At 59.9% G+C, this 25723-nt stretch carries 20 protein-coding genes; 9 read left to right on the top strand and 11 right to left on the bottom strand.

Features of this window, described 5'->3' with window-relative positions; translation table 11 throughout:
- Positions 1-71 precede the first annotated feature (71 nt).
- From JHD64_RS01875 to JHD64_RS01865, 3 genes are all read right to left on the bottom strand, one after another.
- Entirely contained in the window at positions 72-1289 is a 1218-nt protein-coding gene (locus tag JHD64_RS01875; RefSeq protein WP_199052079.1) for a 6-phosphofructokinase, read from the bottom strand.
- 242 nt (positions 1290-1531) lie between these two features.
- A complete protein-coding gene (locus JHD64_RS01870) occupies positions 1532-3217 on the bottom strand; it encodes a glutamine--tRNA ligase/YqeY domain fusion protein (RefSeq protein WP_199052078.1) in 1686 nt (561 codons plus the stop codon).
- A 117-nt stretch (positions 3218-3334) separates the two neighbouring features.
- The gene (locus JHD64_RS01865; RefSeq protein ID WP_059286778.1) at positions 3335-4189 is read right to left on the bottom strand and encodes a Kdo hydroxylase family protein; all 855 of its coding nucleotides are present in this window, start codon (positions 4187-4189) and stop codon (positions 3335-3337) included.
- A 294-nt stretch (positions 4190-4483) separates the two neighbouring features.
- On the opposite strand from JHD64_RS01865, the gene JHD64_RS01860 reads away from it, so the two are divergent.
- Positions 4484-6769, top strand: coding sequence for a YgiQ family radical SAM protein (locus JHD64_RS01860; protein WP_110313202.1), 2286 nt, complete (start codon positions 4484-4486; stop codon positions 6767-6769).
- Positions 6770-6881: 112 nt separating this feature from the next.
- Entirely contained in the window at positions 6882-8222 is a 1341-nt protein-coding gene (locus JHD64_RS01855; RefSeq protein WP_199052077.1) for an HD-GYP domain-containing protein, read from the top strand.
- A gap of 8 nt (positions 8223-8230) precedes the next feature.
- On the opposite strand, the gene JHD64_RS01850 is transcribed toward JHD64_RS01855, so the two are convergent.
- Positions 8231-9898, bottom strand: coding sequence for a SulP family inorganic anion transporter (locus JHD64_RS01850; protein ID WP_059286322.1), 1668 nt, complete (start codon positions 9896-9898; stop codon positions 8231-8233).
- A gap of 417 nt (positions 9899-10315) precedes the next feature.
- Between JHD64_RS01850 and ppk2 the strand changes: the two genes are divergently transcribed.
- From ppk2 to JHD64_RS01820, 6 genes are all read left to right on the top strand, one after another.
- Complete coding sequence (gene ppk2, locus JHD64_RS01845) at positions 10316-11173, top strand: polyphosphate kinase 2 (RefSeq protein ID WP_199052149.1); 858 nt, start codon at positions 10316-10318, stop codon at positions 11171-11173.
- A gap of 117 nt (positions 11174-11290) precedes the next feature.
- On the top strand, positions 11291-11848 hold the full coding sequence (locus tag JHD64_RS01840; protein ID WP_059286320.1) for a peptidylprolyl isomerase: 558 nt from the start codon (positions 11291-11293) through the stop codon (positions 11846-11848).
- A gap of 82 nt (positions 11849-11930) precedes the next feature.
- Positions 11931-12422: a peptidylprolyl isomerase gene (locus JHD64_RS01835; protein ID WP_059286327.1), complete on the top strand. Its 492-nt coding sequence runs from the start codon at positions 11931-11933 to the stop codon at positions 12420-12422.
- Positions 12423-12534: 112 nt separating this feature from the next.
- Positions 12535-13257: a UDP-2,3-diacylglucosamine diphosphatase gene (locus JHD64_RS01830; protein WP_199052076.1), complete on the top strand. Its 723-nt coding sequence runs from the start codon at positions 12535-12537 to the stop codon at positions 13255-13257.
- A gap of 515 nt (positions 13258-13772) precedes the next feature.
- Complete coding sequence (locus JHD64_RS01825) at positions 13773-15359, top strand: methyl-accepting chemotaxis protein (RefSeq protein ID WP_199052075.1); 1587 nt, start codon at positions 13773-13775, stop codon at positions 15357-15359.
- Positions 15360-15555: 196 nt separating this feature from the next.
- Complete coding sequence (locus JHD64_RS01820; protein ID WP_199052074.1) at positions 15556-17220, top strand: L-lactate permease; 1665 nt, start codon at positions 15556-15558, stop codon at positions 17218-17220.
- 64 nt (positions 17221-17284) lie between these two features.
- On the opposite strand, the gene JHD64_RS01815 is transcribed toward JHD64_RS01820, so the two are convergent.
- Genes JHD64_RS01815 through manD form a run of 5 tightly spaced genes read right to left on the bottom strand, consistent with a single transcriptional unit; the run spans position 17285 to position 22690 of the window.
- Positions 17285-17476, bottom strand: coding sequence for a hypothetical protein (locus tag JHD64_RS01815; RefSeq protein ID WP_199052073.1), 192 nt, complete (start codon positions 17474-17476; stop codon positions 17285-17287).
- Complete coding sequence (locus JHD64_RS01810) at positions 17451-18971, bottom strand: mannitol dehydrogenase family protein (protein WP_199052072.1); 1521 nt, start codon at positions 18969-18971, stop codon at positions 17451-17453. The genes JHD64_RS01815 and JHD64_RS01810 overlap by 26 nt, the downstream gene beginning before the upstream one ends.
- Before the next feature lie 50 nt (positions 18972-19021).
- Positions 19022-20398: an MFS transporter gene (locus tag JHD64_RS01805; RefSeq protein ID WP_304506280.1), complete on the bottom strand. Its 1377-nt coding sequence runs from the start codon at positions 20396-20398 to the stop codon at positions 19022-19024.
- Positions 20399-20439: 41 nt separating this feature from the next.
- Positions 20440-21462 (bottom strand): Zn-dependent oxidoreductase, encoded by a 1023-nt coding sequence (locus tag JHD64_RS01800; RefSeq protein WP_199052071.1) that lies wholly within the window; start codon positions 21460-21462, stop codon positions 20440-20442.
- A gap of 13 nt (positions 21463-21475) precedes the next feature.
- Positions 21476-22690, bottom strand: a complete 1215-nt coding sequence (gene manD, locus JHD64_RS01795; RefSeq protein ID WP_199052070.1) for a D-mannonate dehydratase ManD — start codon at positions 22688-22690, stop codon at positions 21476-21478.
- 332 nt (positions 22691-23022) lie between these two features.
- Here manD and JHD64_RS01790 point away from each other — a divergent pair, with 332 nt between their 5' ends.
- Positions 23023-23160, top strand: coding sequence for a hypothetical protein (locus JHD64_RS01790; RefSeq protein WP_199052069.1), 138 nt, complete (start codon positions 23023-23025; stop codon positions 23158-23160).
- Positions 23161-23297: 137 nt separating this feature from the next.
- On the opposite strand, the gene JHD64_RS01785 is transcribed toward JHD64_RS01790, so the two are convergent.
- Entirely contained in the window at positions 23298-24035 is a 738-nt protein-coding gene (locus tag JHD64_RS01785; RefSeq protein ID WP_199052068.1) for a hypothetical protein, read from the bottom strand.
- Positions 24036-24228: 193 nt separating this feature from the next.
- Positions 24229-25689 (bottom strand): YdiU family protein, encoded by a 1461-nt coding sequence (locus JHD64_RS01780; protein WP_199052067.1) that lies wholly within the window; start codon positions 25687-25689, stop codon positions 24229-24231.
- Positions 25690-25723 lie beyond the last annotated feature (34 nt).

Here is a 25723-nt window from a genome sequence, read left to right as displayed (position 1 = left end):
CTGTGCTGGCTCCATCATGCAAAACCGGGCACATGGCCCGGCTGCTCTGCAGATAAAAACGCTATATGGGGTCACACCGGCGGCCATTCAATACGGCGGTAGTCCGGCAAGCCCTGCCGGAAGGGCGGCATGCGCTCGCCTTCCATCAGCGGCAGCAGGTAGTCCAGAAAAGCCTGGGTCACGCCATAGCCATCGGCGGAGATGAAGTGCGAGGGGAAAGCCTTTTCCAGATCCCCCACCTCAGACAGCGGAAATTCCGCCACTTCCCAGCGGTAAGGGTGATCGGACAGGCGGCGGATGCCCGCCATGACGCCGCTGCGGCCGGCCTGCAGCCATTCCACGCCCTTCTGCCCCATCTGGTAAGCCTGGGCGGCATCGGTGGCCGACACCAGATGCCCGGCTGCGCGTTGCAGATAATCCACCTGCGCCACATGGGCGGACAGGCCGCGCTCGCGCTTGAGCAGCGCCGCCAGCCAGCTCCCCACCCCGCCCAGCTGTTCGTGGCCATACACGGCCGAGGCATTGGCCTCGGTGACAAAGCGCCCGGCGGCATCCACCAGGCCTTCTGCCACCGAGATGGCGCACTGGCCATGCGCCGCCAGGCTGGCATCCACCGCAGCCAGAAACCTGTCCTGCTCAAACGGCACTTCCGGCAAGAGCACGATATGCGGTGCCTGCCCGCCATGCATGCGCGCCGCCGCCGGGGCGGCTGCCAGCCAGCCGGTATGGCGGCCCATGGCCTCCATGATGAATACCCGGCCGCGGCCCATGCTGAGCATGTCCATGCCGACTTCCAGCATGGTGCTGGCCAGAAACTTGGCCGCCGAACCGTAACCGGGGCTGTTGTCGGTGCCAACCAGATCGTTGTCTATGGTCTTGGGCACACCGATCACATGCAGGGCATGGCCGGTATGGCGCTGGAAATCTGCCAGCCGGGCGGCACAACCCAGCGAGCCGTTGCCGCCATTGATCAGCAGATAATGAATGCCGTGACGCGCCAGCACCTCCTTCATGCGCAACCAGTCCGCAGGACATTCTTCGAAACGGCCTATCATGCGGCGGCTGACGCCAAAATGCCCGCCGGGCAAAAAACCCAGCCGGGCGATGTCGTGATCGGACACGCCATCGGTATTCACCAGCCGGTCTTCCAGCAGCCCAGCCAGACCGTCGCGGGCGGCATATACCGAGATGCCCAGCTTGCGCGCGGTTTCTATCACCCCTTGTGCCGAGGCATTGAGTACGGCGGTGGGGCCGCCGGATTGCAGATACAGCAGGCGAGGCTGGTTCATCACACTTCTCCGCAAAGCAAGACTGAATGGTTTTGATGCTAGGCAGGACAGGTGTAGCAGGCAAATTACATCACGCCAAAGTCGACGCGCATCAAATGCTGCGCTGGCGAAGCTTGTCAGTGCCCTCCGAACGGTGTACCCGATCAACAGACATGAAAAAAGCGGGCCGTCTGGCCCGCTTGAGAGAGATTCAGCACCAAGTCGGGTAAGTAAGTGCTTACTTACCCGCTAGGACAAAAAAATCACTTGCTCCAGTTATCGCGCAAACCGACAGTCCGGTTGAACACCGCACGCACACCTTGCTGATGGTCGTAGCGGTCGGTGACAAAGTAACCCAGGCGCTCAAACTGGAAGCGCGATTCCGGGGCGGCCTTCAGCACCGCGTCTTCCACATAGGCGGTGACGGTTTTCAGCGATTCCGGGTTGAGGAACTGGCGGAAGTCGACATATTCGCCATCTTCGCCACGCACCGCATCCGGACGCGGCTCGGTGAACAGGCGGTCGTACAGGCGCACATCAGCCTCGATAGCGTGCTCAGCCGACACCCAGTGAATCACGCCCTTGACCTTGCGGCCTTCCGGGTTCTTGCCCAGGGTGTCGTGGTCGATGGAGCACTTCAGTTCCACCACCTTGCCGTCGGCGTCCTTGATGACTTCTTCGCACTTGATGACATAGCTGTAACGCAGGCGCACTTCACCGCCGGCGGTCAGGCGCTGCCACTTGGGCGGCGGCACTTCGGCAAAGTCCTCACGCTCGATCCAGATTTCACGGGCGATCGGCACTTCACGCTCGCCGAACTCCGGGTGATGCGGATGGAAAGGCGCGCTGCGGCTGGCAGTCACCGCGGCATCGAAGTTGGTGAGGGTCACCTTGATCGGGTCCAGCACCGCCATCACGCGCGGCGATTCGTTTTCCAGCATCTCGCGCACGGCGCCTTCCAGCACGCTCATGTCGATGATGTTTTCACCCTTGGATACACCGATGCGCTGGGCGAACAGGCGGATACCGGCCGGGCTGAAACCACGGCGACGCATGCCTTCGATGGTGGGCATGCGCGGGTCGTTCCAGCCGTCCACCAGGCCGTCGGTCACCAGTGCCTGCAGCTTGCGCTTGGAGGTGAGTGCGTACAGCAATTCCAGACGGGAGAATTCGTACTGGCGCGGGTGGCAAGGAATGGTGATGTTGTCCAGCACCCAGTCGTACAGCGGGCGATGGTCTTCGAATTCCAGCGTGCACAGGCTGTGGGTGATGCCTTCCAGCGCATCGGAAATGCAGTGGGTGTAGTCGTACATCGGGTAGATGCACCACTTGTCGCCGGTACGGTGGTGATGGGCGCGGCGGATGCGGTAGATCACCGGGTCGCGCAGGTTCACGTTGCCGGAAGCCATGTCGATCTTCAGGCGCAGCGTCTTGCTGCCGTCCGGGAATTCGCCATTGCGCATGCGGGTGAACAGGTCGAGGTTTTCTTCCACGCTACGATCACGGAAGGGGCTGTTCTTGCCCGGCTCGGTCAGGCTGCCGCGATAGGCGCGCATTTCTTCGGCGTTGAGGTCGCAGACAAAGGCCTTGCCCGACTTGATCAGCTCGACGGCGTAGTCGTACAGCGCATCGAAGTAATCCGAGGCGAAACGGACATTGCCATCCCACTGGAAGCCCAGCCATTCCACGCTGTCCTTGATGGACTGCACGAATTCGTCGGATTCTTTTTCCGGGTTGGTGTCATCCATGCGCAGATTGCACTTGCCCTGATAGTCTTCGGCCAGACCGAAGTTCAGACAGATGGATTTGGCGTGGCCTACGTGCAGGTAGCCATTGGGCTCCGGCGGAAAGCGGGTGACGATGGAACTGTGCTTGCCGGAAGCCAGGTCCTCGTCAATGATGTTGCGAATGAAGTTGCTGACTACTGGCGCGTTGTTTTCCGTGCTCATGATTCTGGCTGCAGACTAAATGAAAGCAATCGGTGATTGTAACCGATTTGCCCTTGCTGGGGAGGACCAGTCCCGGCATGGCGCGAAGCTGCCGGTTCTGGTCTGCGGAATGGACTGCTAGAGCAGTTGACGGCCGGTAATGGCCTGCAATTCGGCCAGTGGCGAGCGCGTCGGGTCGGCCATGTCCTGCGCCGGCAGCCAGAAGGTCTGCTCCAGCATGAACTGGCCGGACATCACCGCATGCGAGGCATGGTCGGAAAAGCACACCCACCCGCAGCCCGGCGGGAAGGGCATGGTTTCCTGCGGGCAGCTGCGCTGGTAGTCCATGTCGGCCTTCATCGCATCGTGCAGATGCAGCATCAGGTGGTCATAAGCGCTGCGCTTGCGCTTGGTGATTTTCAGCGCCGCCATCAGCGCCGCCGAACCCGGCCATTGCCGCGGAATGCGCGGCAGCATGCGCCGCGCCATGTCAGCAAACGGCTCGCCCACCCGCCACACGCGCGGTTCACCATTGGGATTGGCATTGTAGAACACGCGCAAAATGCGCTCGCCGTAAGTGGGCCGCGATGGAAAGGCATCCACATGCAGGCGACTGTCGTCCTTGCGCCAGGAGGTCTGGCGGTCTTCCACCCGCAGCAGGCGCAGGCTGGTGGGCGCGGCGCGCAGCTTGCCACGGTATTCCGGCAGCAACTGCTCGACCAGGGCAAAGGCGCATTCGCGGTAGCGGCTGATCAACGCGCGTACCGCCGCTTCATTGGCCGGATCGGCCACACCATGCAGCTTGCCGTCCGCTTGCGGGTCCAGGCTGATGTTCTTGCGCTTGGGGTCGGCCACCTGCGGATTCAGCAAGGCCAGTTCGGTAGGCTGGATGGCAAAATCCAGCTGCGGCAAAAACAGTACCTTGCCGCTTTCCAGTGCGGCGACTTGCGAATGCTGCGGCCTACCCGCTAGATGTAGGATCTGGCTACTCATGTCTCTGGGGCTTTCGGTTGGGTTCTGCTGGCAACGGCGTCCATCAGGCAGCAGACTGCCGCTTGCCATGGGCGATAAAGCAGCAGGTTACGCCAAACTGCGGCCGCGGTCACATCGCGCCAGCATGCGGCGGACAAGCTGCTGATTCCACGACAAAAGCACCGCGCAGACTAAGCCCTACTTGCAGCACGACAATTCATCATAAAAAACAACTGTTTATAGTGATAAAACCCAAAAAGTGCGGCATAATGCCGGGTTGCTCGCACACCAGCGCCACTACCGCATTCCATCAGCATGACGACACAGCCAGCCGCCGCAAAACCGATCACCTCTTACCGCAAGTACTGGGCCAGCCGCTTTGGCAACGCCCCCTTCCTGCCGATGAGCCGCGCCGAAATGGACGAGCTGGGCTGGGACTCCTGCGACATCATCCTGATTTCCGGTGACTGCTATATCGACCATCCCAGCTTTGGCATGGCGCTGGTGGGCCGCCTGCTGGAGGCGCAGGGCTTCCGCGTCGGCATCATCGCCCAGCCGGACTGGCAGTCGGCCGAACCCTTCCGTGCACTGGGCAAGCCGAACCTGTTTTTTGGCGTCACCGCCGGCAATATGGACTCGATGATCAACCGCTATACGGCTGACCGTCGTCCACGCTCGGATGATGCCTACACCCCCAATGCCGAACCGAACAAGCGCCCGGACCGGGCCGTTACCGTCTACGCCCAGCGCTGCCGCGAAGCCTACCCCGGCGTGGGGGTGATGATCGGCTCCATCGAAGCCAGCCTGCGCCGCATCGCCCATTACGATTACTGGAGTGACAAGGTGCGCCAGTCGGTGCTGATCACCTCCAAGGCCGACATCCTGCTGTATGGCAACGCCGAGCGCGCCCTGGTGGAAATTGCCCATCGTGCCGCCAAGGGTGAAAAGCTCAGTGAAATCCGCGATGTGCGCGGCACCGCCTTCGTGGTGCAGCAAGGCTGGCGGCCGGATGAAGAGTGGCAGGAAATGGACTCCAGCGTGGTGGACCTGCCCGGCCATGTCGATCCGCACCTGAACCCCTATCAGGAAATACCGGAACAAGCGGCAGAAGCCACCAAGGGCAGCGACCCGACCGCGCCGCAGGTGATCCGTATCGAATCGCGCGAAGAACGTCTGGCCAAGCGCCGCGCCCAGCGCGCCAAAACCGTCATCCGCATTCCTGCATATGAGGCCGTGGCGCACGACCCGGTACTGTATGCCCATGCCAGCCGCACCCTGCATCTGGAATCCAACCCCGGCAATGCGCGGGCGCTGGTGCAGCTGCACGGCAGCCGCGACGTGTGGCTGAACCCGCCGCCCATCCCGCTGACCACCGAGGAAATGGACTTCGTCTACGGCCTGCCCTACGCCCGCAATCCGCACCCCAGCTATGGCGATGCGCATATTCCGGCGTGGGAGATGATCAAGTACTCGGTCAACATCATGCGCGGCTGTTTTGGCGGCTGTACCTTCTGCTCCATCACCGAGCACGAAGGCCGCATCATCCAGAGCCGTTCGGAAGAATCCATCCTGCACGAGATCGAGGAAATCCGCGACAAGACGCCAGGCTTTACCGGCCACATTTCCGACCTGGGCGGCCCGACAGCCAATATGTACCGCCTGTCGTGCAAGGACCCGAACATCGAGCGTTCCTGTCGCAAGCTGTCCTGTGTGTTCCCGGACATCTGCGAGAACCTGAATACCGACCACAGCCACCTGATCCAGCTCTACCGCAAGGCACGTGCCTTGCCGGGCGTGAAGAAGATCAACATCCAGTCCGGCCTGCGTTACGACCTGGCGGTGCGCTCGCCCGAATACATCAAGGAACTGGTGCAGCACCATGTGGGCGGCTACCTGAAAATTGCGCCGGAACACACCGAAGACGGCCCGCTGTCCAAGATGATGAAGCCGGGCATGGGCGCTTACGACAAGTTCAAGGAGCTGTTCGAACGCTTCAGCCGTCAGGCGGGCAAGGAGCAGTACCTGATTCCCTACTTCATCGCCGCCCACCCCGGTACCAGCGATGAGGACATGATGAATCTGGCGCTATGGCTGAAGAAGAACAACTTCCGCCTGGACCAGGTACAAACCTTCACCCCGACACCGATGGCCATGGCCACCACCATGTGGCATACCCGGCGCAATCCGCTCAAGCGGCTGTCGCGCAGCTCGGAAAAGGTGGATGTGGTACGCGATGGTTACCGCCGCAAGCTGCACAAGGCCTTCCTGCGCTATCACCACCCGGACAACTGGCAGATCATTCACGATGCGCTGATCAATATGGGCCGCAGCGACCTGATCGGCCACAGCAAGCACTGCCTGATTCCGCCTACCCCGCCGGGTGACAAATCCGCAGCGGTGCGGCACCGCCTGGGCGCGCCGGTGGCACGCCAGAACAGCGGCAAGCCCGGTCAGCCGCGCACCGGCCAGGGCAAGGCCACGGCAACGCCGGGCAAATCCTTTGGCGGACGCCCGCAAGCCACCGGCCGGCCGGGCGCCAAACCCGGCAGCAAGCCGGCAAGCCAGGCCGCAGGCAATAACCGCAGCAAGCATAAACGCTAAGCCAGGCCGGCCCAGCGAGCAACGGCATTGTCCATGACGATGCCGTTTTTCTTGGGCAAATCCGCCAGCGCCAGTTACAGTACAGTCAGGCTTTATAAACAGGACACGCACAATGGGCGCCTCACTCAAACTGGCCGAACTACTGGGCTCGCTCAGCTATGCGCTGGACATCACCGAGGGACAGCCAGAAGGCCATTGCGTGCGCAGCTGCTGGATAGGCATGCATATCGGCCGCGCCATCGGCCTGGACAGCCAGTCACTGTGGGAGCTGTACTACGCCATCCTGCTGAAAGACCTGGGCTGCAGCAGCAATGCCGCCCGTATCAGCGCGCTCTACCTCACCGACGACCGCCAGTTCAAGCAGGACTTCAAGCGGGTGGGTCAGGGCCTGCCGCAGATGCTGGGCTTTGTGTTCAGCCATACCGGCCGTCACGCCGGCTGGGCCGACCGCCTGGCCTCCATCGTCAACATCATGCGCAATGGCAAGGAAATTGCCGACGAACTGATCCACACCCGCTGCCACCGTGGCGCCGATATTGCCCGCCAGCTGCGTTTCAATGAAAAGGTGGCACGCGGCATCCAGTCGCTGGACGAACACTGGGATGGCTCCGGCCGCCCGCTGGGCCTGCAGGGCGAGGCCATTCCGCTCAATGCCCGTATCGCGCTGCTGGCACAGGTAATCGATGTGTTTCACATCACCAACGGCCGCGACGGCGCACTGGCGGAAATCCGCAGCCGCGCCGGCGGCTGGTTCGACCCGCAGCTGGTGGCCTGCTTTGCCAGCGTGGCGCAGGATGAAACTTTCTGGCAGGTGCTGGAATCCACAAGCGTCGATCAGGCGGTACTGGCACTGGAACCGGCCCAGCACCAGGTGGAAGTGGACGAGGACTATCTGGATGAAATCGCCGAAGGCTTCGGCCAGGTGGTCGACTCCAAAAGCCCCTTCACCGCCGGCCACAGCCAGCGCGTCGGGCACTATGCCGACCGCATTGCCGCCACCCTGGGCCTGGATGATGCGCGCCGCCGCTGGCTCAAGCGCGGTGCCCTGCTACACGACGTGGGCAAGCTCGGAGTGAGCAACAGCATTCTGGACAAACCGGGCAAACTGGACGCCGAGGAATGGGCAGCGGTGCAAAAACACGCCAGCTACACCCATGCCATCCTGGCCCGCATGCAGGTGTTTGCCGAGCTGGCCGATGTTTCCGCCGCCCACCACGAGCGGCTGGATGGCAAGGGCTATCCGCGCGGCCTGGCCGGCGACGCCATCACCCTGGAAACCCGCATCATCACCACCTCCGACATTTTTGACGCCATCAATGCCGAGCGCCCCTACCACCCGGCCACGCCGGTGGCCAAAACACTGGACATCATGCGCCAGAACCTGCATGTGGCCATCGATGCGCGCTGCTTCGATGCCCTGCAACAGGTGCTGCGCGAAGAGGGTCAGCTGTAAGCCAGCGGCTAGCCCCACACCACGCCACGGGTCAGCAACTGTTCCGCACGCAATAGCGCGGCGGCCAGATCCGGCTGCAGATTATCTTCGCCCAGGTCATCCGCCAGCCGCGAGCCCTTGAGCATGGCCAGCACCTCATCCGCCGCACCACACAGAATCAGCGTCTTGCCCTGGGCCCTGAGCTTGTCGTTAAGACTGTCCAGTGCCAAGAGGCCGGTGGTATCCAGCAGCACCAGCCGGTGCAATTGCAGAATGATGACGCGCGCCTGCTCGGCTTGCTGGTGGATGATTTCCACACTGTCCGCTGCACCGAAGAACAAGGCCCCTTCCACACGAAAGGCCGCACAGCCATCCGGCACATGCTTGCCGGCAATGGTGTGGCGCTCGAACAGCTGGGCATATTCCGGCAACAGACGGTTGACCGAGGTATGGCTGGCCATGCTGCGGATAAAGAACACCGCCGCCATCAGCAGGCCGATCTGCACTGCCACGGTCAGGTCGAACACCACGGTCAGCACAAAGGTGACAATCAGCACTGCGGTATCGCGCTTGGGAAACTGGAAGGCCTTGCGGATATCCCAGTCGCCCATTTTCAGCGCCACCGCAATCAGGATGGCCGCCAGCACCGCCAGCGGAATACTGGCCGCCAAGGGAGCGGCCACCAGCAGGATCAACAGCAACAGCAAGGCATGCACCATGGCCGCCACCGGGGTTTTACCGCCGTTGCTGATATTGGTGGCAGTACGCGCCACGGCACCGGTCGCCGGAATGCCACCAAAGAACGGTGCCACCATATTGGCAATGCCCTGGCCGATCAGCTCCTGATTGGAGTCGTGCTTGTCCGCCGTCATGCTGTCGGCCACCACCGCACACAGCAGCGACTCGATGGCCCCCAGCAAGGCAATGGTAAAGGCCGGTGCCAGCAGGTCGGACAGATGGGTCGGGTCCAGGTCCAGCCCGCCAAAGCTGGGCAGGCCTTGCGGAATGCCACCGAACTTGCTGCCCAGCGTGGCCACCGGCAGGCTGAACAGTGCGGTGAGCAGCGTGGCCAGCACCAGTGCCACAAAGGGTGCCGGCAACACCCGGTTAAGCCGCTTCGGCCACAACAGGATAAGTAGCAGGCTGGCTGCCGACAGCAGCAAGGTGGGCCAGTGGAAATTGCCCAGCTGCTCACGCAGGACCTGCATCACGGCAAAGAAACCGGCCGGCATCTTGTCCACCGGCAGGCCGAAGAAATCCTTCAGCTGGGTCAGGAAAATCAGCACGGCGATACCGTTGGTAAAACCGGTAATCAGCGGTAGCGGAAAAAAGCGGATCACCTGCCCCAGCCGGAAAAGCCCCATCAACACCAGCATCACGCCGGACATGAAGGTGCAGATCAGCAGATTGGCCACGCCATACTTGGCCACGATGCCGTAAATGATGACGATGAAGGCCCCGGTGGGGCCGGTGACCGACAGCCGGCTGCCACCCAGCGCCGCCGCCAGGAAACCGGCAATCACCGCAGTAAAGATACCCGCCTGCGGCGTCACCCCGCTGGCCATGGCAAATGCCATCGCCAGCGGCAAGGCGACAATGCCGACCGTCAGGCCCGCCATCAGGTCAGCGCGCAGCAGCTGGCGATTGTAGTGTTGCAGGGTATCGAGGACACGGGGACGGAAACCCAGACTGAACATGGCGACGGCTTTCTGTTGTGGTGAACGGCCGGCAGGTTCTGGCACACCGGCAGCATGGTCATCCTGTCATCATCGACGCCACGCTCTTGCCATGCAAGCGATGTACGCTTTTCGGCCGCATTCCGACGGTGGCACCGGCCATGGCGGAGGCATATCGACACCCCAATTCAACAGGCGTAGGATGATTTCATGACCACTTCAGCATGAGGGAAAACCATGACACAAGACAAAAATACCGATCCCGTCACCCCTGCCGTCCCCACGGAAGCCCCCGCCCCCCTCACCGACACGGCCGTCAGCAACACAGCGGCGCCGGCCCGCAAGCCCGCTCGCAGCAGCAGCCGTCAAAGCAATGTAAAACGCGTACATCAGGAATCGATCAAGGCCATCGAAACCATCAGCCAGCAGCCGGTGGCGCTGCAAGTGGCCGAAGCTCCACGCGGCACCAGCGAGGACAGCACCACGGCCGAGCTGCCGGCCAGCTATCCCTACCGCACCCGCCTGCGCCGTACCGAGTACGAAAAGATCAAACTGGAACTGCAGATCGAACTGCTGAAGGTACAGAACTGGGTCAAGGAAACCGGGCAGAAAATCGTCATCCTGTTTGAAGGGCGCGATGCCGCCGGCAAGGGCGGCACCATCAAGCGCTACATGGAACACCTCAACCCGCGCGGTGCCCGCGTGGTGGCGCTGGAGAAACCGTCCGAGCGCGAACGCACCCAATGGTATTTCCAGCGTTATATCGAACATCTGCCGGCTTCCGGTGAAATCGTGTTCTTCGACCGCTCCTGGTATAACCGCGCCGGCGTGGAACGGGTCATGGGCTTCTGCACCCCGGACGAATACCTGGAATTCATGCGCCAGACGCCGCAGCTGGAACGCATGCTGGTCAACAGTGGCATCCACCTGTTCAAGTTCTGGTTCTCGGTCAGCCGCGAAGAACAACTGCGCCGCTTCATCTCGCGCCGTGATGACCCGCTCAAGCACTGGAAACTGTCGCCCATCGACATCCAGTCGCTGGACAAGTGGGACGACTACACCGCCGCCAAGCAGGCCATGTTCTTCCACACCAATACCGGCGATGCACCGTGGGTGGTGGTGAAATCGGACGACAAGAAGCGGGCCCGTCTCAACTGCATCCGCCATTTCCTAGCCAGCCTGGACTACCCCAACAAGGACCTGCGCGTTGCCCATGCCGCCGATCCGCTGATCGTGGGTGCCCCCAAGCACATGCAGAACGAGGACGAAGACAAGCTGATGCGCTTCGGCATCTGAGAGCCTGGGCAGAAGCAGGGGCCAGCATGCTGGCCAGCTGTTGGCGCCGGTCGTCGCCACGGCCGGCTGCTGTGCTAGAATTCGGCATTGTTCCTGCCGATAGCACTCGATACCTCCATGAAAAAACTGCTCTCCAGCCTTGCCCTGTGCGCCTTGCCCTTGCTGGCACACGCTGCACCGGTAGTGGAAATGACCACCAACAAAGGCGTGATCGAAATCACCCTGGATTCGGCCAAGGCGCCCAAGACCGTGGCCAACTTCGTCAGCTATGCCAAGGCCGGTTTTTACAACGGTACGGTGTTTCACCGCATCATCGACGGTTTCATGATCCAGGGTGGCGGCTTTGACGGCAAACTGGAACAAAAGAAAACCAATGCGCCCATTCCGAATGAAGCCGCCAACGGCCTGAAAAACACCATCGGCAGCATTGCCATGGCACGCACCGCCGACCCCAATTCGGCAACGGCACAGTTTTTCATCAATGTGGCCAATAATGAATTCCTTGATTACAAGAACCCGACACCGCAAGGCATCGGCTATGCCGTGTTCGGCAAGGTAAGCAAGGGGATGGATGTGGTCAACCGCATTGCCAAGACCCACACCGGCAGCATGAAAGGCATGGACGACGTGCCGTTCGAGCCCATCGTGATCCAGAAGGTGGTAGTCAAGCCCTGACCTGCCGCCAGGCGGTCCGGCAGGCCCGGACCGCACACCACCACATCAGCAAGCATTCGCTTCAGACACAAGGATGACCCTCATGATCAAACTGACCACCAATTTTGGCGACATCGTACTGGAACTGTTCAGCGACAAGGCTCCGCTTACCGCAGCCAACTTTGAAGAATACGTCAAGAGCGGCCACTATGATGGCACCATCTTCCATCGCGTCATCAACGGTTTCATGATTCAGGGCGGCGGTTTTGATGCCGACATGAAGCAAAAGGACACCCGCGATCCGATCAAGAACGAAGCCAACAACGGCATTTCCAACAAGACCTACACCGTGGCCATGGCGCGTACCATGGACCCGCACTCCGCTTCGGCACAGTTCTTCATCAATGTAGCCGACAACGACTTCCTCGACTTCAAATCCGAAACCACCCAGGGCTGGGGCTACGCCGTATTCGGCCAGGTGGTGGAAGGCCAGGATGTGGTTGACCGCATCAAGACCGTACGCACCGGTCGCAGCGGCGGCCACCAGGATGTACCGGTAGAAGCCGTGGTGCTGGAAAAAGCCGAAATCATCTGATACGGCGGCCCGGCGCCCCTGCCGGGCCCTGTCATGCCAGCCAGCCGCCGCAAGGCAGCTGGCTTTGCTTTAGCCAACGCCTTCATTGGCCATTTGCCGCTGCCTACCCACCATGAGCCATCACTTCATCTCCGACCTGCACCTGAGCGAAGACACCCCGGCACTCTGCCAGCTGTTCACCAAGACCTTGCAGCAATGGCAAGGACAGATCGACAGCCTGTTCATTCTGGGCGACCTGTTCGAATACTGGGTGGGCGATGACGATGACAGCGCGTTCTTGCAACCCTTGCTGGCCGCCATGCAGCAGTTCTCGCGCCACACCCCGCTGCAGGTGATGCGTGGCAACCGCGATTTTTTGCTGGGCGAGGGTTTTAGCCAGCGCTCCGGTGCAGTACTACTGGAAGATCCTTACCTGCTGCAAGCCTACGGCCAGCGCTATCTGCTCAGCCACGGCGATGCCCTGTGCACGGCCGATACCGCCTATCAGCAATTCCGTGCCATGAGCCGCAATCCGGCCTGGCAAGCGGCCATGCTGGCCAGGCCACTGGCCGAGCGCCACGCCATCGCGGCGCAGGCACGCAGGCAGAGTGAGGCCGCCAAGCAGCAGCAAGGCCTGAGCGCCATCACCGACGTGACCGACAGCGCCGTGCTGGAACTGCTGGAGCAGTACGACTGGCCAACGCTGATCCATGGCCACACCCACCGCCCGGCCACCCACCGCCACCAGCAAGGCAGTCGCCAGGCCGAACGCTGGGTCATCCGCGACTGGCACGGTACCGAGGGGGCTTACCTGCGGCTGGATGCTTCCGGCCTGATGGCGCTGCCACTGGGCTAAGATGCTGGTCAGCGTCGGTGCTGCGTCGCTGATCTTGCCTTAAAACGCCGGTGCACTGCGCAGCGACTCACGCCACCGCAGCCCTGGCCGTTTGCGCCTTGTCTCCCCCTGGCGCGCGAAACCTTGCACACCCACCAAGAAGCGCCGCCCAAACTAGGCGGCGACCTTGCGCCTGTCCGGTCCCGAGCGTGTCGGCGCCAGCGCAGCTTGACCGGGGCCAGCAGGCTGACCTGCTGGCCGCACCAAGCCGGCTCGTCCGCTCCCTCCCCAACAGGCCAGAGCCGATCCGACATCCCGGCCGCGGGTGGTGATCACCCACTGCACCAGCGCCAGCAAACTTCAAGCTAAACTGTTCTTTAGACTGGGCTTTTTCAGTCAGGCCGTCCTCGCATGTGCTATGCCTGTTAATGGGCAATGCGGATGGGCAGCCTGTTTGCCGTCCCTCCTGCCCGATAACAACAGCACACGGTCACCAGACCAGGCGACAGCCATGTGCCCGCATCGGGGAAAATCTCATGTTCGATCATCACCGTGTTTTTTCGGTGCGCCAGCGCTTTGTCTGGCTCACGCTGGTCCTGGCAACTTTACTGGCCTGCGTGGCCATGGGGGCTGCCCTGCTCATCCGGCAAATCACCATTGGCGGTGCGCAATATCAGCGCATTGTTCTGGCCAAGGATCTGGTTGCCGACATTCTTCCCCCTCCGTCCTACATCATCGAGGCCAATTTGCTCAGCTACCAGTTGCGCCAGGCGCCACCAGCACAGCAGGCCAGCATCATCGGCCAGCTGCAGCGCTGCGAACAGGCATTCAATCAGCGCTACCAATACTGGCAACAACAGGCCCTGCCCATTCCGCTGCGTGATGCACTCATTGGCCAGGCACAGCAATATGGGCGGGAATTCTTTGTCCTGCTCGATCAGCAGCTGATACCCGCCCTGCAAAAACAGCAAACCGGCAAGGCGGCTGCCGTTTTTGCCAATATGCAGCAGGCGTATGCACAGCACCGCCAGGCCATCGACAAAGCCGTTTCACTGGCGCAGCAATACCAGACCCAGCTGGAAAGCGAAGCCGACAACAGCAATCTGCGCAACTGGCTATTGCTGGGGCTGGCACTGATGACGACCGTACTGGTCGTCGCCCTGCTGCTGCGCCGGAGCTACCGCCAGCTGATTGCCCTGCTGGGGGCCGAGCCGCTACAAACCCGCCAGCATATCAGTGAGCTGGCCGAGGGCTTGTGGCACACCCGGCTGCAACAGGCCGACCCGAACAGCATGAGCGGGGTGCTGGACAGCATGATCAGCCGCCTGAGCCGGGTGATGCAGGGGATCCGGCAAACGGCCCATGACATGACAGCCCTCTCCGGCCGCGTCGAACATGCGGCCAGCCATATCGGCGATCAAACCAGCAGCGAAGCAGCCCATCTGGAGGAAATCGCCACCACCTTGCAGCAGTTCTCCTCCATGCTGGACGCCACCATGCACAGTGTGCAGGAAACCGAACACCAATCCGGCATTGCGGTAGAGGCCAGCCGCGAGGGTCGCCTGCTGGTAGAAAACACCCTGCAGGCACTGCATCACATCATCAATTGCATCGATCAGATCGACGATATTGTCTACCAGACGGATTTGCTGGCCTTGAACGCCAGTATTGAAGCCGCCCGCGCCGGCGAGCACGGCAAAGGTTTTGCCGTCGTGGCACAGGAAGTGCGCAAACTGGCCCAGCGCAGCAAGGATGTGGCCCTGGAAATCCAGCAGCTGTCACACCAGACCATGCAGCGCGCCCAGCATGCCGACAGCGCCATGGGCACACTGGAGCAAACCATCGTCCAGACCCAGCGCCTGATCGAACACATCACCAACAGCAGCAAAGAGCAGAGCCTGGGCATTGGCCAGATTTCGCAGTCACTGAACCAGCTGAGCAATTCATCGGTACAAAATGCCGAAGAATCGCTGAACATGGCCACACTTTCCCGCGAAATGCTGCAACACAGCACAGCACTGCAACAGCGTGTTGCCTATTTCCGCCTGCGCGATGAAGCCGGCGCAGCCGCACCACTGCCTGCCGAACACCAGCCTGCCCCCGACACGACGCCCCGGTTTTAGGGCGGCTGCGACCGGCTCCCGCCATGCCGATAAAGGGTAAACCCGCAAGGGCAAGCCCTAAATGACGTTTTGATGCGCAATCACTACAGTTGCAGCATCCGCCACCAGTACAAAAACAGGCGGAACGCTCGATAACGGGCCCGTCCGCCGCGACGCACAGCCCGATCAACGCCAACAATCATTGGAGAGAACCATTATGTGGTCCCATGTCTACGACCCACTGGGCAACCCGTGGCTGTCTACGCTGTGCGCAGCGCTGCCGGTCATCGTGCTGCTGGGCGCACTCGGCATTTTTCATATCAAGGCACACATCGCCGCCCTGATGGGCTTGATCACCTCGCTGGTGGTCGCCATCGGCATCTTCGGCATGCCCGGCAGCATGGCAGTCAGCGCCACCCTGATGGGGGCGGCCAATGGCCTGCTGCCCATTGGCTGGATCATTCTCAACGTGATCTTCCTGTACCAGCTGACCGAACGCAAAGGCCAGTTTGCCATCCTGCGCGAGAGCATTACCGGCGTGACGCAGGACCGTCGCCTGCAACTGTTGCTGATCGCCTTCTGCTTCGGCGCCTTCTTTGAAGGTGCTGGTGGCTTCGGCACCCCGGTTGCGGTAACCGGCGCCATGCTGATCGGCCTGGGCTTCTCGCCGCTGGCCGCATCCGGCCTGTCGCTGATCGCCAATACCGCACCGGTTGCCTACGGCGCACTGGGCACCCCGATCACCACCCTGGCCAAGGTCACCGGCATCGATGTGATGCTGATTTCCTCCATGGTGGGTCGCCAGATGACTATCTTCGCCGTCATCGTGCCGTTCTGGCTGCTGATTGCCTTCTGCGGCTGGAAGAACACCCTGCGCATCTGGCCTGCCGCCTTGGTGGCCGGTCTGTCCTTCGCCATTCCGCAGCTGATTGTCTCCAACACCATGGGGCCGGAACTGGTGGCGGTGATTGCCTCGGTCTGCTCCATTGCGGCACTGGTATTCTTCCTCAAGGTATGGCACCCGAAGGAGGTGTACACCTCCACCGCCGGCACCATGGCCGGCGCAGCTGCCGAAGCTGCCGGCAACACCGGCCTGCAAGCCAAGCATGGCTACAGCACCGGCGACGTGATCCGCGCCTGGCTGCCGTGGCTGATCCTGTCGGTACTGGTTTTCGCCTGGGGCTCGCCCAGCGTGAAAAAGGCACTGGATGCCATCTTCACCCTGGATATCCAGTGGCCGGGCCTGCATAACCTGGTACAGAAGATGCCGCCGGTGGTGGCCAAGCCGCACCTGGAAGCTGCTGTCTACAAGCTGAACCTGCTGTCTACCACCGGTACCGGCATTCTGGTGGCTGGCATCCTGTCCGGCCTGCTCATGGGCTACCGCCCGAGCGAGCTGGTCAAGATTTATGGCCAGACCTTCTGGTCGCTGCGTTACTCGCTGATCACCATCGTGGCCATGCTGGCACTGGGCTACCTGACCCGCTACTCCGGCGTGGACATCACCCTGGGTCTGGCCTTCTCGCACACTGGCGTGCTCTACCCCTTCTTCGGCACCTTGCTGGGCTGGCTGGGCGTGGCACTGACCGGTTCGGACACCGCAGCCAACGTATTGTTTGGCGGTCTGCAAAAGGCATCGGCCACCCAGCTGGGCCTGTCGCCGGTACTGATGACTGCCGCCAACTCGGCCGGTGGTGTGATGGGCAAGATGATCGATGCCCAGTCCATCGTGGTAGCCTCCACAGCCACCCAGTACTACGGCAAGGAAGGCGTGATCCTGCGCTATGTGTTCTTCCACTCGCTGGCCCTGGCCTGCCTGGTTGGCCTGGTCGTCACCGCCATGGCCTACCTGCCGCCGTTCACGCTGCTGGTATTGCACTAAAGCGTCATGGCACCAGTGAGTGCCAGACAAAAAGCCCCGTCAACGATAGTTGGCGGGGCTTTTTTTATCGGCGCAGCGCGCAGCGCACGCTATAAAGGACAAACCAGTCCTGAATATGCCGCGACAGCTCCAGCACCGAGCGGCCGATCTCCTGCACATGTGCCGTCATGGCCGCTTCACCGGCAGCGGCATCCCTTGTCTGCCAGGCGCTGACAATCTGGGTGTGCTGCTCAATCAGCAAGGCCGGCGGCGACATCGTATCCCGGCTGAGAAAACGCACGATCGATTTTTGCGCACAAACGGGCAATGCAAGCCTTGGCGCCATGCTGCTGCAATAGCTGGACATCATGGGTCAGCGCGGCAACAAACTGCGCATGACGCGGCAGGTCGGTACCGAACACCTGCTCCAGTTGCAGCAAAGCCTGCACTTGGGACATGGCAGAGTCACACTTTGCCAGCCGCGCTGCGATGTCCGCCGCCAGCGGATCACGCACATCAATCGGCCGGCCTTGCTCATCCTTGCCCGAGACGTAGCACATCCATGCGGCCAGCCCCAATGCCAGGCAATCAAACCGGCTCCCCCGTGCCAGATGGACACGGATAGGGTCCAGCATGCGCTGTGGCAGTTTTTGCGTTCCATCCATGGCGATCTGCCAGGTTCGATGCTGCAAGGCCGGGTTCTGAAAACGCTGCAACAAACTGGCCGCATAATCCGCGGCCGGCAGCGGGCAATGCTCCAGCGTCACGGCTTGCTCATGCAGCATCAGGTGGCGTGTCAAAGCCAGCAGCGCGGCATCCTGCATGCAATCGCTGATATGGACATAGCCCGCCAGATAACCCAGATAAGCCAGAAAAGAATGGCTGCCATTCAGCATGCGCAGCTTCATTTCCTCGAATGGCCGCACATCGGCAACCAGCTGCGCCCCCACCTTCTCCCATGCCGGCCGGCCCTGCGGAAAATGATCTTCAATCACCCATTGCCGGAATGGCTCGCACGCCACCCCGGCCGGATCATCCACCCCGCCCAGCAGCGCCCGGATATGGCTGCGGGTCTGCGCGCTGACCATGGGCACAATACAATCCACCATGCTGGACGGACAGGCCAGCTGCTGTGCCACCCAGTCCGCCATCTCCCTGTCGCCTTGCAAGGCCGCCAATTGCCACAATACCTGGCGGGTAATCGCACCATTGGCCGGCATATTGTCGCAGGACAACACGGCAAATGCCGGCAAACCGCGCTGACGGCGCAGACGCAGACCCGCCAACAACAGGCCAGGGGCTGATTGTGGCTGCCAGGGACTGGCCAGATCATGCAGAATGGCCGGGTGATCCGGCTGCAACTGCCCCGAGGCCGGCAGATGGCAATAGCCCTTCTCGGTAATGGTCAGCGTGACAATGGCCAGATCCGGCTGCGCCAGGGCCTCCAGCACCGCCGCCAGGCCATCGTCAGGCAAGGACAGGGCCTGACACACCACGCCGATCACGCGGCAATGCCAGCCCTGTGCATCCATGTCCGACACCGAATACAACAAGTCCTGCTGCTTGAGTGCCGCAATGCTGCCGCTGGCATCAGACAGGCTGACTTCCACATATCCCCAGTCACTGCGGTGCTTGTTGGCCAGCTCTTCGGCATAAACCGCCTGATGGGCGCGATGAAATGCCCCACACCCCAGATGCAAAAGCCGCGGACGCAAACCCTGACGCGCATAGCCAGGCTGAGGTACTGCGGCTGTCGAAATCGGCTGACTCATGACCTTACCCACGGCAAAAGAATGGTGCGACAAAACAGCCGGACAAGCTGTTAGCCCCTGCTGCCCAGCTCTGCGGCATCCGATAGCAGGTTCAAATCCCGGTCCTTTACTTCCGGCATCAGCAATGCGGCAAACAAACCGATGGCAGAATAAACCATCACCATCACCGCAATCGGCCACCAGCTACCGCTGAGATGACAGAAAATGCCGGCCAGCAAGGGGCCGAAACCAACAGCCACCAGGCCACCGGTTTCCTTGGAAATGGCCATCCGGGTAAAACGCTGACGCGCTCCAAACAACTCGGCCAGCGTGATGTTTTCCAAGGCAAACAAGCCCAATACCGCAATATTATGAATCACGATAATGCACACCATGATTAGCGCAACCCCATGATCTGGCTCCATCACCACCGACAGCAATGGGAAAGCCAGGAGAATGGCCAGCACATTCAACACAATATAAGGCAGGCGCCGACCGAATTGATCAGATAGCCACCCCAGCAGGGGAATACTGAGAAAACCGATGACCGAGCTGATCATCAAGGCATCAGTAGGAATGCTTTTATCAAATAACAATGTCTGCACCAGGTAACCGGTCAGGAAAGTCTGAATCAGGCCCGAGTTACCCGCCTGACCAAAACGCAAGCCGGTTGCAATCCAGAAGGAGCGGCTACGGAACATGGCGCAGAAACTGCCATTCTCCACCACACCCTCAGCAGTCACCGCCGTAGCCAGTGACTTTGCTTTTTCTTGCACAAATACCGGACTTTCCTTCAGATTCACCCGCAACCAGATGGCAAAGATCATGACCACAACACTGCTCAGAAAGGGAAGGCGCCAACCCCACTCCATCAATTGCTGACGATCCAGACTATAAAACACCAATGCCCAGATACCGGTGGCGGCCAAGGTACCGCAATTGGTGCCCATGGCCACCAGAGAGGAAATGATTCCACGCCGTCCCGCCGGGGCAAATTCAGCCAGCATGGTCCCCGCACCGGATATTTCCGCCCCCGCCCCCAGTCCTTGGATGATACGTAGCACCACCAGCAAAACCGGGGCCATGATGCCAATTTGTGCATAGGTCGGCAGTACACCAATCAGTGTGGTACACACACCCATCATGGTGATGGTGATGAACAGCACTTTCTTTCGACCAATGGCGTCCCCCATACGGCCAAACACAAAAGCACCGGCGATACGAGCCAGATAGCCAGCACCATAAGTACCCATCGCCAGAATCAACACCATGGCCTTGCTCTGGCCATAAAAGAATATTTCATGGAATACCAGTGCCGCACCAAGTGAATAGAGCTGAAAATCCATAAACTCCAGCGCCGTACCCAACCAACCCGAAATGGCGGCCTTGACCAGACCGGAGCCTTCATTACTGGCCATATCTTGTGGCAAAACCTTTGCAGTATTCATTGCACTACTCCAAAACAGCAGTTAGGCATGAGCAAACAGAATCAGGCGGGAAACTCCAGTAGAATCTTGCAACACGCAGCCGGCTCGTTTTCAAACAAATGCAGTGCAACATCCACCTGATCAAAATCAAGCTGATGGGTAATCAGGGCATCCGGATTTAATTTTCCGGCCCCCATCCAGTTAATCACCTGTGGAAAACGCGCGCTATTCAGCCGTGAAGAAAAGATGGAGAGTTCCTTGCTGGTGATCGCTTGCTGACTGATCGTGCATGCTGCATCGGAAAAACCCATGATCCCGATGCGGCCGGCAGGCGAAGCCAATTCAATCGCCTGCTGCAAAATGGCCGGATGACATGCCGCATCGACGATCAGGGTTGGAGCACGCCCGTATTCATCAAAATAATCCGACACATTAGCCGCCTGATTATTCACGCAACGATCCGCACCACATTCCGTGGCACGCTGCAGCCTGGCGGCCACGCGATCCGTCGCCACCAGATGCGCCACGCCAAACACCGTTTTCAGTACCTGAATGACCGCCAATCCCATGGGGCCTGCCCCATAAACCAAAGCCACATCGTCTGTTGTCGGCCTTAGCTGCGCAGTAATGTTGGCGGCAATGCTGAATGGTTCGACCAGGGCAGCGTGATGTGCCGGTATGGCATCGGCAACAACATAGGCATTGCTGGCTGGTACACAAGCAAACTCACTGAATCCGCCATCCCGATGCACCCCGATCACCTGCAAGTTCAGGCAGACATTGGGCCGTCCAATCGAGCAGGGATAACAATGACCACAACTGACCACAGGATCGATAACGACACGCTGGCCAATCCTGCTCGGCATCACATTCCGGCCGACCTGATCAATCACCCCAAAAAACTCATGCCCGATCACCCGTGGATATCTGGCAAAGGGATTGTGACCATGATAAATATGCACATCGGAACCACAGACACCGGCATAAATGGTTTTTACTCTTACCTCATCAGCAGCTGGCAAGGGTATTTCCCGCTGCTGTATTTCCAGGACACCGGGCTGCGTAATGACAATGCTTTTCATCATTATTTCTCCTTACTTACCAGTTCCATAGCGTGCCATCTTCCAGTCTTGCAATGGGCAAACATGCCGGCTCATAAGGGTATTGCTCGGCCAGCTTTTCATTAAAATCCACCCCCAAGCCAGGAGCATCTCCCGGATGCATATAACCATCGGCAAAAGACCAGCTCCGGGGAAACAATTCCAACATGGCTTCCGAATAACCCATATACTCCTGAATGCCGAAATTCGGCACCCACATATCAAAGTGCAAGGCGGCAGCCATGCTGACTGGAGACAGGTCGCTCGCACCATGGGAACCGGTACGTATCTGATATAGCGCTGCAAAATCGGCGATACGCCGCATACCGCTGATTCCCCCGGCATGCGTCACCGTCGTGCGGATATAATCAATCAGCTGTTCTTCCATCAACTGCTTGCAATCCCAGATGCTGTTGAATACTTCACCAACCGCAATTGGGGTGACCGTGTGCTGTCTGATCAAACGAAAACAAGCCTGGTTTTCTGCCGGCGTAGGATCTTCCATCCAGAATAAATGATAGGGCTCCACACTCTTTCCAAAGCGAGCTGCTTCAATTGGCGTCAGGCGATGGTGAATATCATGCAGGAGATGATCTTCCTCACCAAACCGGCTGCGAATCTTGTCAAACAGTGTCGGGATGAAATTCAGATATTTTTCTGTCGACCATATTTGTTCTTCAGGACGCTTGCCTTTGCTGGCCGGTTCATATTTGCCGCCCTGCTGCTTTGCCAAACCATAGCTGGAAGCCACGCCGGGGATACCGCATTGCACACGAATGGCCTTGAACCCTGATGCCTGATGGCGGGCATAGTCATCGAGCACGGCATCAATCGTGCTGCCGGTGCAGTGTCCATACACCAGGACACGCTCACGCGATGCGCCACCCAGCAATTGATAAAGTGGCATTTTTGCAGCCTTGGCCTTGATATCCCACAAGGCCATATCAATGGCGGAAATGGCGGACATGGTTACTGGGCCACGCCGCCAATAGCCACCCTTGTAAAAATACTGCCAGATATCTTCAATTTGCTGCGCATCGCGCCCGACAAGCGGTGGGCATAAGTGATCGCGCAAATAGGAGACGACGGCCAGCTCCCGCCCATTAAGCGTGGCATCCCCCACTCCGCTCAAACCGCAGTCCGTGCTGATTTTCAGTGTGACAAAATTTCTTCCCGGACAACTTACAAATACATCCGCCTTGGCAATTCTCATCAATCACTCCAACATCAATCAAGTGGATTGGAGATGAAAATTAATACACAAATACCTGCCATACAAGTATTCAATACTGCCAAAAATACCAGAAATATCCACCATACCAATCAATAAAACAAAATTTAATATTTTAAATAAACTCAATGGGAAATATCAAAACAGTCGGGAGAAAATTTTTAAACTGCCGAATTATCGGTCCACATGGCAGAGACCGGAGCGCCGCAGCCAGCCAAGCACTCCGTGCGTGTAAACCCTTGGCCTGACCCTGCAGCTGTCGACCAGGCCGGCATTCAGGCCGGTATGCGGAAGGTGTTTGTGATGAAATCGGGATGGAAAACGATGTGCTCAGTGCCGGCGATAACGGCTTGGGAAAGCATCTGAAAAACGTGATGAAGGCAACTTGGCAAGATGAGCAGGCAGCGACCGGGCTTTGCCAACAAGCTGGCAACCTGGTCATCAAGACATGACAGGAAGGGAGCAGCCGACAATGAAGGCAGACCGGCAGCAAGCACAAGATTCGACTCAGGAAAACACACGGCCGAAGCAAACAGGATGCGGCAATGGCTGGCGGCAAAGCCGCATCCCGTTCCCAACCGGGTTGAAGCTATTTTTTGCCTTTACTCCCTCCCGCTGCCTTGGCGGAACCCTTGGCAGCGGCTTTGGCAGCTGCCCGGTCCTTGCTCAACTGTGCGTGTGCGGTGGCAACTGACTGTGCCTGGCTCTTGAGCGTGGCATGCAAGGCTTGCACTTTGGCCAGAGCAGCCTGGGCGGCGGAAATATCACCGGCGACAACGGCGGCCTTCATGGCCTGCAGTGCCGCCACTTTCTGCTGCTGGGTTGCTTCCATGGCGGCCACGGCAGCATTCAGCGCGGCCTGATCAGCCGCAATCTGGCTATTGCTGATGGAAGTGGCTTCTGCCTTCATCTTCAGATCGCCACTCAGATCGCGTACATCCTGATTCAGTTCGGCACGCTCCAATGCCCTTTGCAAACGATCCAGCTTCAGCTCCTGATGCAATGCTATTGCTGCGGCTTCCGCCTGGCGGATACTGCCGGTCAAGGCGGTAATCCTGGCCAGTGCGCTCTGCGCGGCGGTCAAATCACCTGCCTGTACCGCTTGCGACAGCGCTTGTTCTTCGGCACGTCGCTGTACCCGCAGGCCGGCCACTCCAGCCAGATCCTTTTGCAAGGCGAGCCGGTCGCTCTGGATATCAGCCGTTTCCCGGCTGAGTTGCGCCGCATCTGCCGCAATATCGCGGGCATCCTGGTTGATATCCCCCGCCATGGCCGTGGCACATAGCAGCAGGCCCGACAACGACAACAGCCATTTCTTCCCTGACATGACATCCCTCCCTGTTTGACAGTTGAACCGGCGGTCCTCCTTTTGCCGGAGTGATCCAGCCGCCGTACTCAAGTGTGATTTAAGAGGGAGTTGCCGCCAGTCTCAAGCGGGAATGGATGACTGATCACGGCCTTTTCTTAACAAGTGTTAATTCTGGTGATGGCCTGCTGAAAAACTCAGCGGGAAGCGGGCCTCAGCTGGAACAACTGACGCTGATTTCCTGCGCCCAGGCTGGCGGCTCGGCAGCATAAGCCTGGTACTGTGGCTGTTCGTCAAAGGGATGACTCAGGCAATCATGCAGGCTGGCAATCTGGGTAAAATCTCCCTGTTGTGCGGCTTGTATCGCCTGCTCGGCCAGATAATTGCGCAGGATATATTTGGGATTGACCGCCAGCATGGCTTGCTTGCGCGCTGCTGCTGGCCGGGTTTCCCGCTGCAGGCGTGCTGCATAGCTGGCGGCCCAGTCGTCAAACAGGCTGCGATCCACAAACAAATCGCGTAATGCACGGTTATCGGTGGTGCTGTCAAAGTCCGCCAGCCTGCGGAAAAACAGGGTGTAATCGGTATGGTGGGCATGCATGGCCAGCAGCAGCGCTTCGATCAAGGCCTCATCGCCCTCTTGTTGCACTACCAGCCCTAGCTTGTTGCGCATCAATATCAACCAGTATTGCGAGTACTGCTCCCGGTAGCTGGAGAGCATCTCCAGCAAGCCTTCTTCGCTCACCAGCGGCAGGAATGCTGAGGCCAGACAATGCAGGTTCCACAGGCCAACCTGAGGTTGCTGATTATAGGCATAGCGTCCGGCATGATCGCTGTGGTTGCACACATGCGCGGCGTTGAAACCATCCATGAAGCCGAAAGGGCCGTAATCCAGCGTCAGCCCCAGGATGGACATATTGTCGGTATTCATCACGCCATGGCAGAAGCCCACTGCTTGCCAGTGGGCAAGCAGCTGCGCCGTTCTGGCGACAATCTCGGCGAACAGGGCGGCATAGGGCTGCTCTGCCTGCGCACAGTGCGGAAAATGGTGACGGATGACAAAATCAGCCAACAGCCGGATTTCATCATGTTGTCCACGGTGATAAAACACCTCGAAACTGCCAAAGCGGATGAAGCTTTCGGCCAGACGTGTCAATACCGCCGCGGTTTCCGGGCGCTCGCGATACACCGGATCGGCCGAACCGGTCATGGCCAGGGCGCGCGTGGTGGGAATGCCCAGTGCATGCATGGCTTCACTGCACAGATATTCACGAATGGTGGAACGCAGCACGGCACGACCATCGCCCATGCGGGAGAACGGAGTCAGACCAGCGCCCTTGAGCTGCCACTCCCAGCGCCGCCCTTCGCCATCCACTGTGTCGCCCAGCGACAAGGCACGACCATCCCCCAGTTGCGGAACATACACGCCAAACTGATGACCGGCGTACAGTGCGGCCAGGGCAGGTAGGCCAGGGACAAACTGTTTGCCGGACAGCAGAGCCAGCGCAGCGGGCTGGGCCAGCGCACTGGAAGGTATGCCCAATGTCTCGCACAAGCGGGCATTGCCCGCCACCAGATAGGGTTCACTCAGTGGCTGGGGCTGGATATGCCGGTAGAAAACAGGCGGCAGCTCCAGCAGGCGTTGACCAAAGGTCAGGGAAGAAAATGGGCTCATGGCCCGATTCTAGTCGCCCGTCCGGCAGATAAAC

This window comes from Aquitalea sp. ASV15 (assembly GCF_016429115.1).
Classification (GTDB): domain Bacteria; phylum Pseudomonadota; class Gammaproteobacteria; order Burkholderiales; family Chromobacteriaceae; genus Aquitalea; species Aquitalea magnusonii.
This window is presented reverse-complemented; position numbering and strand designations above follow the sequence as displayed.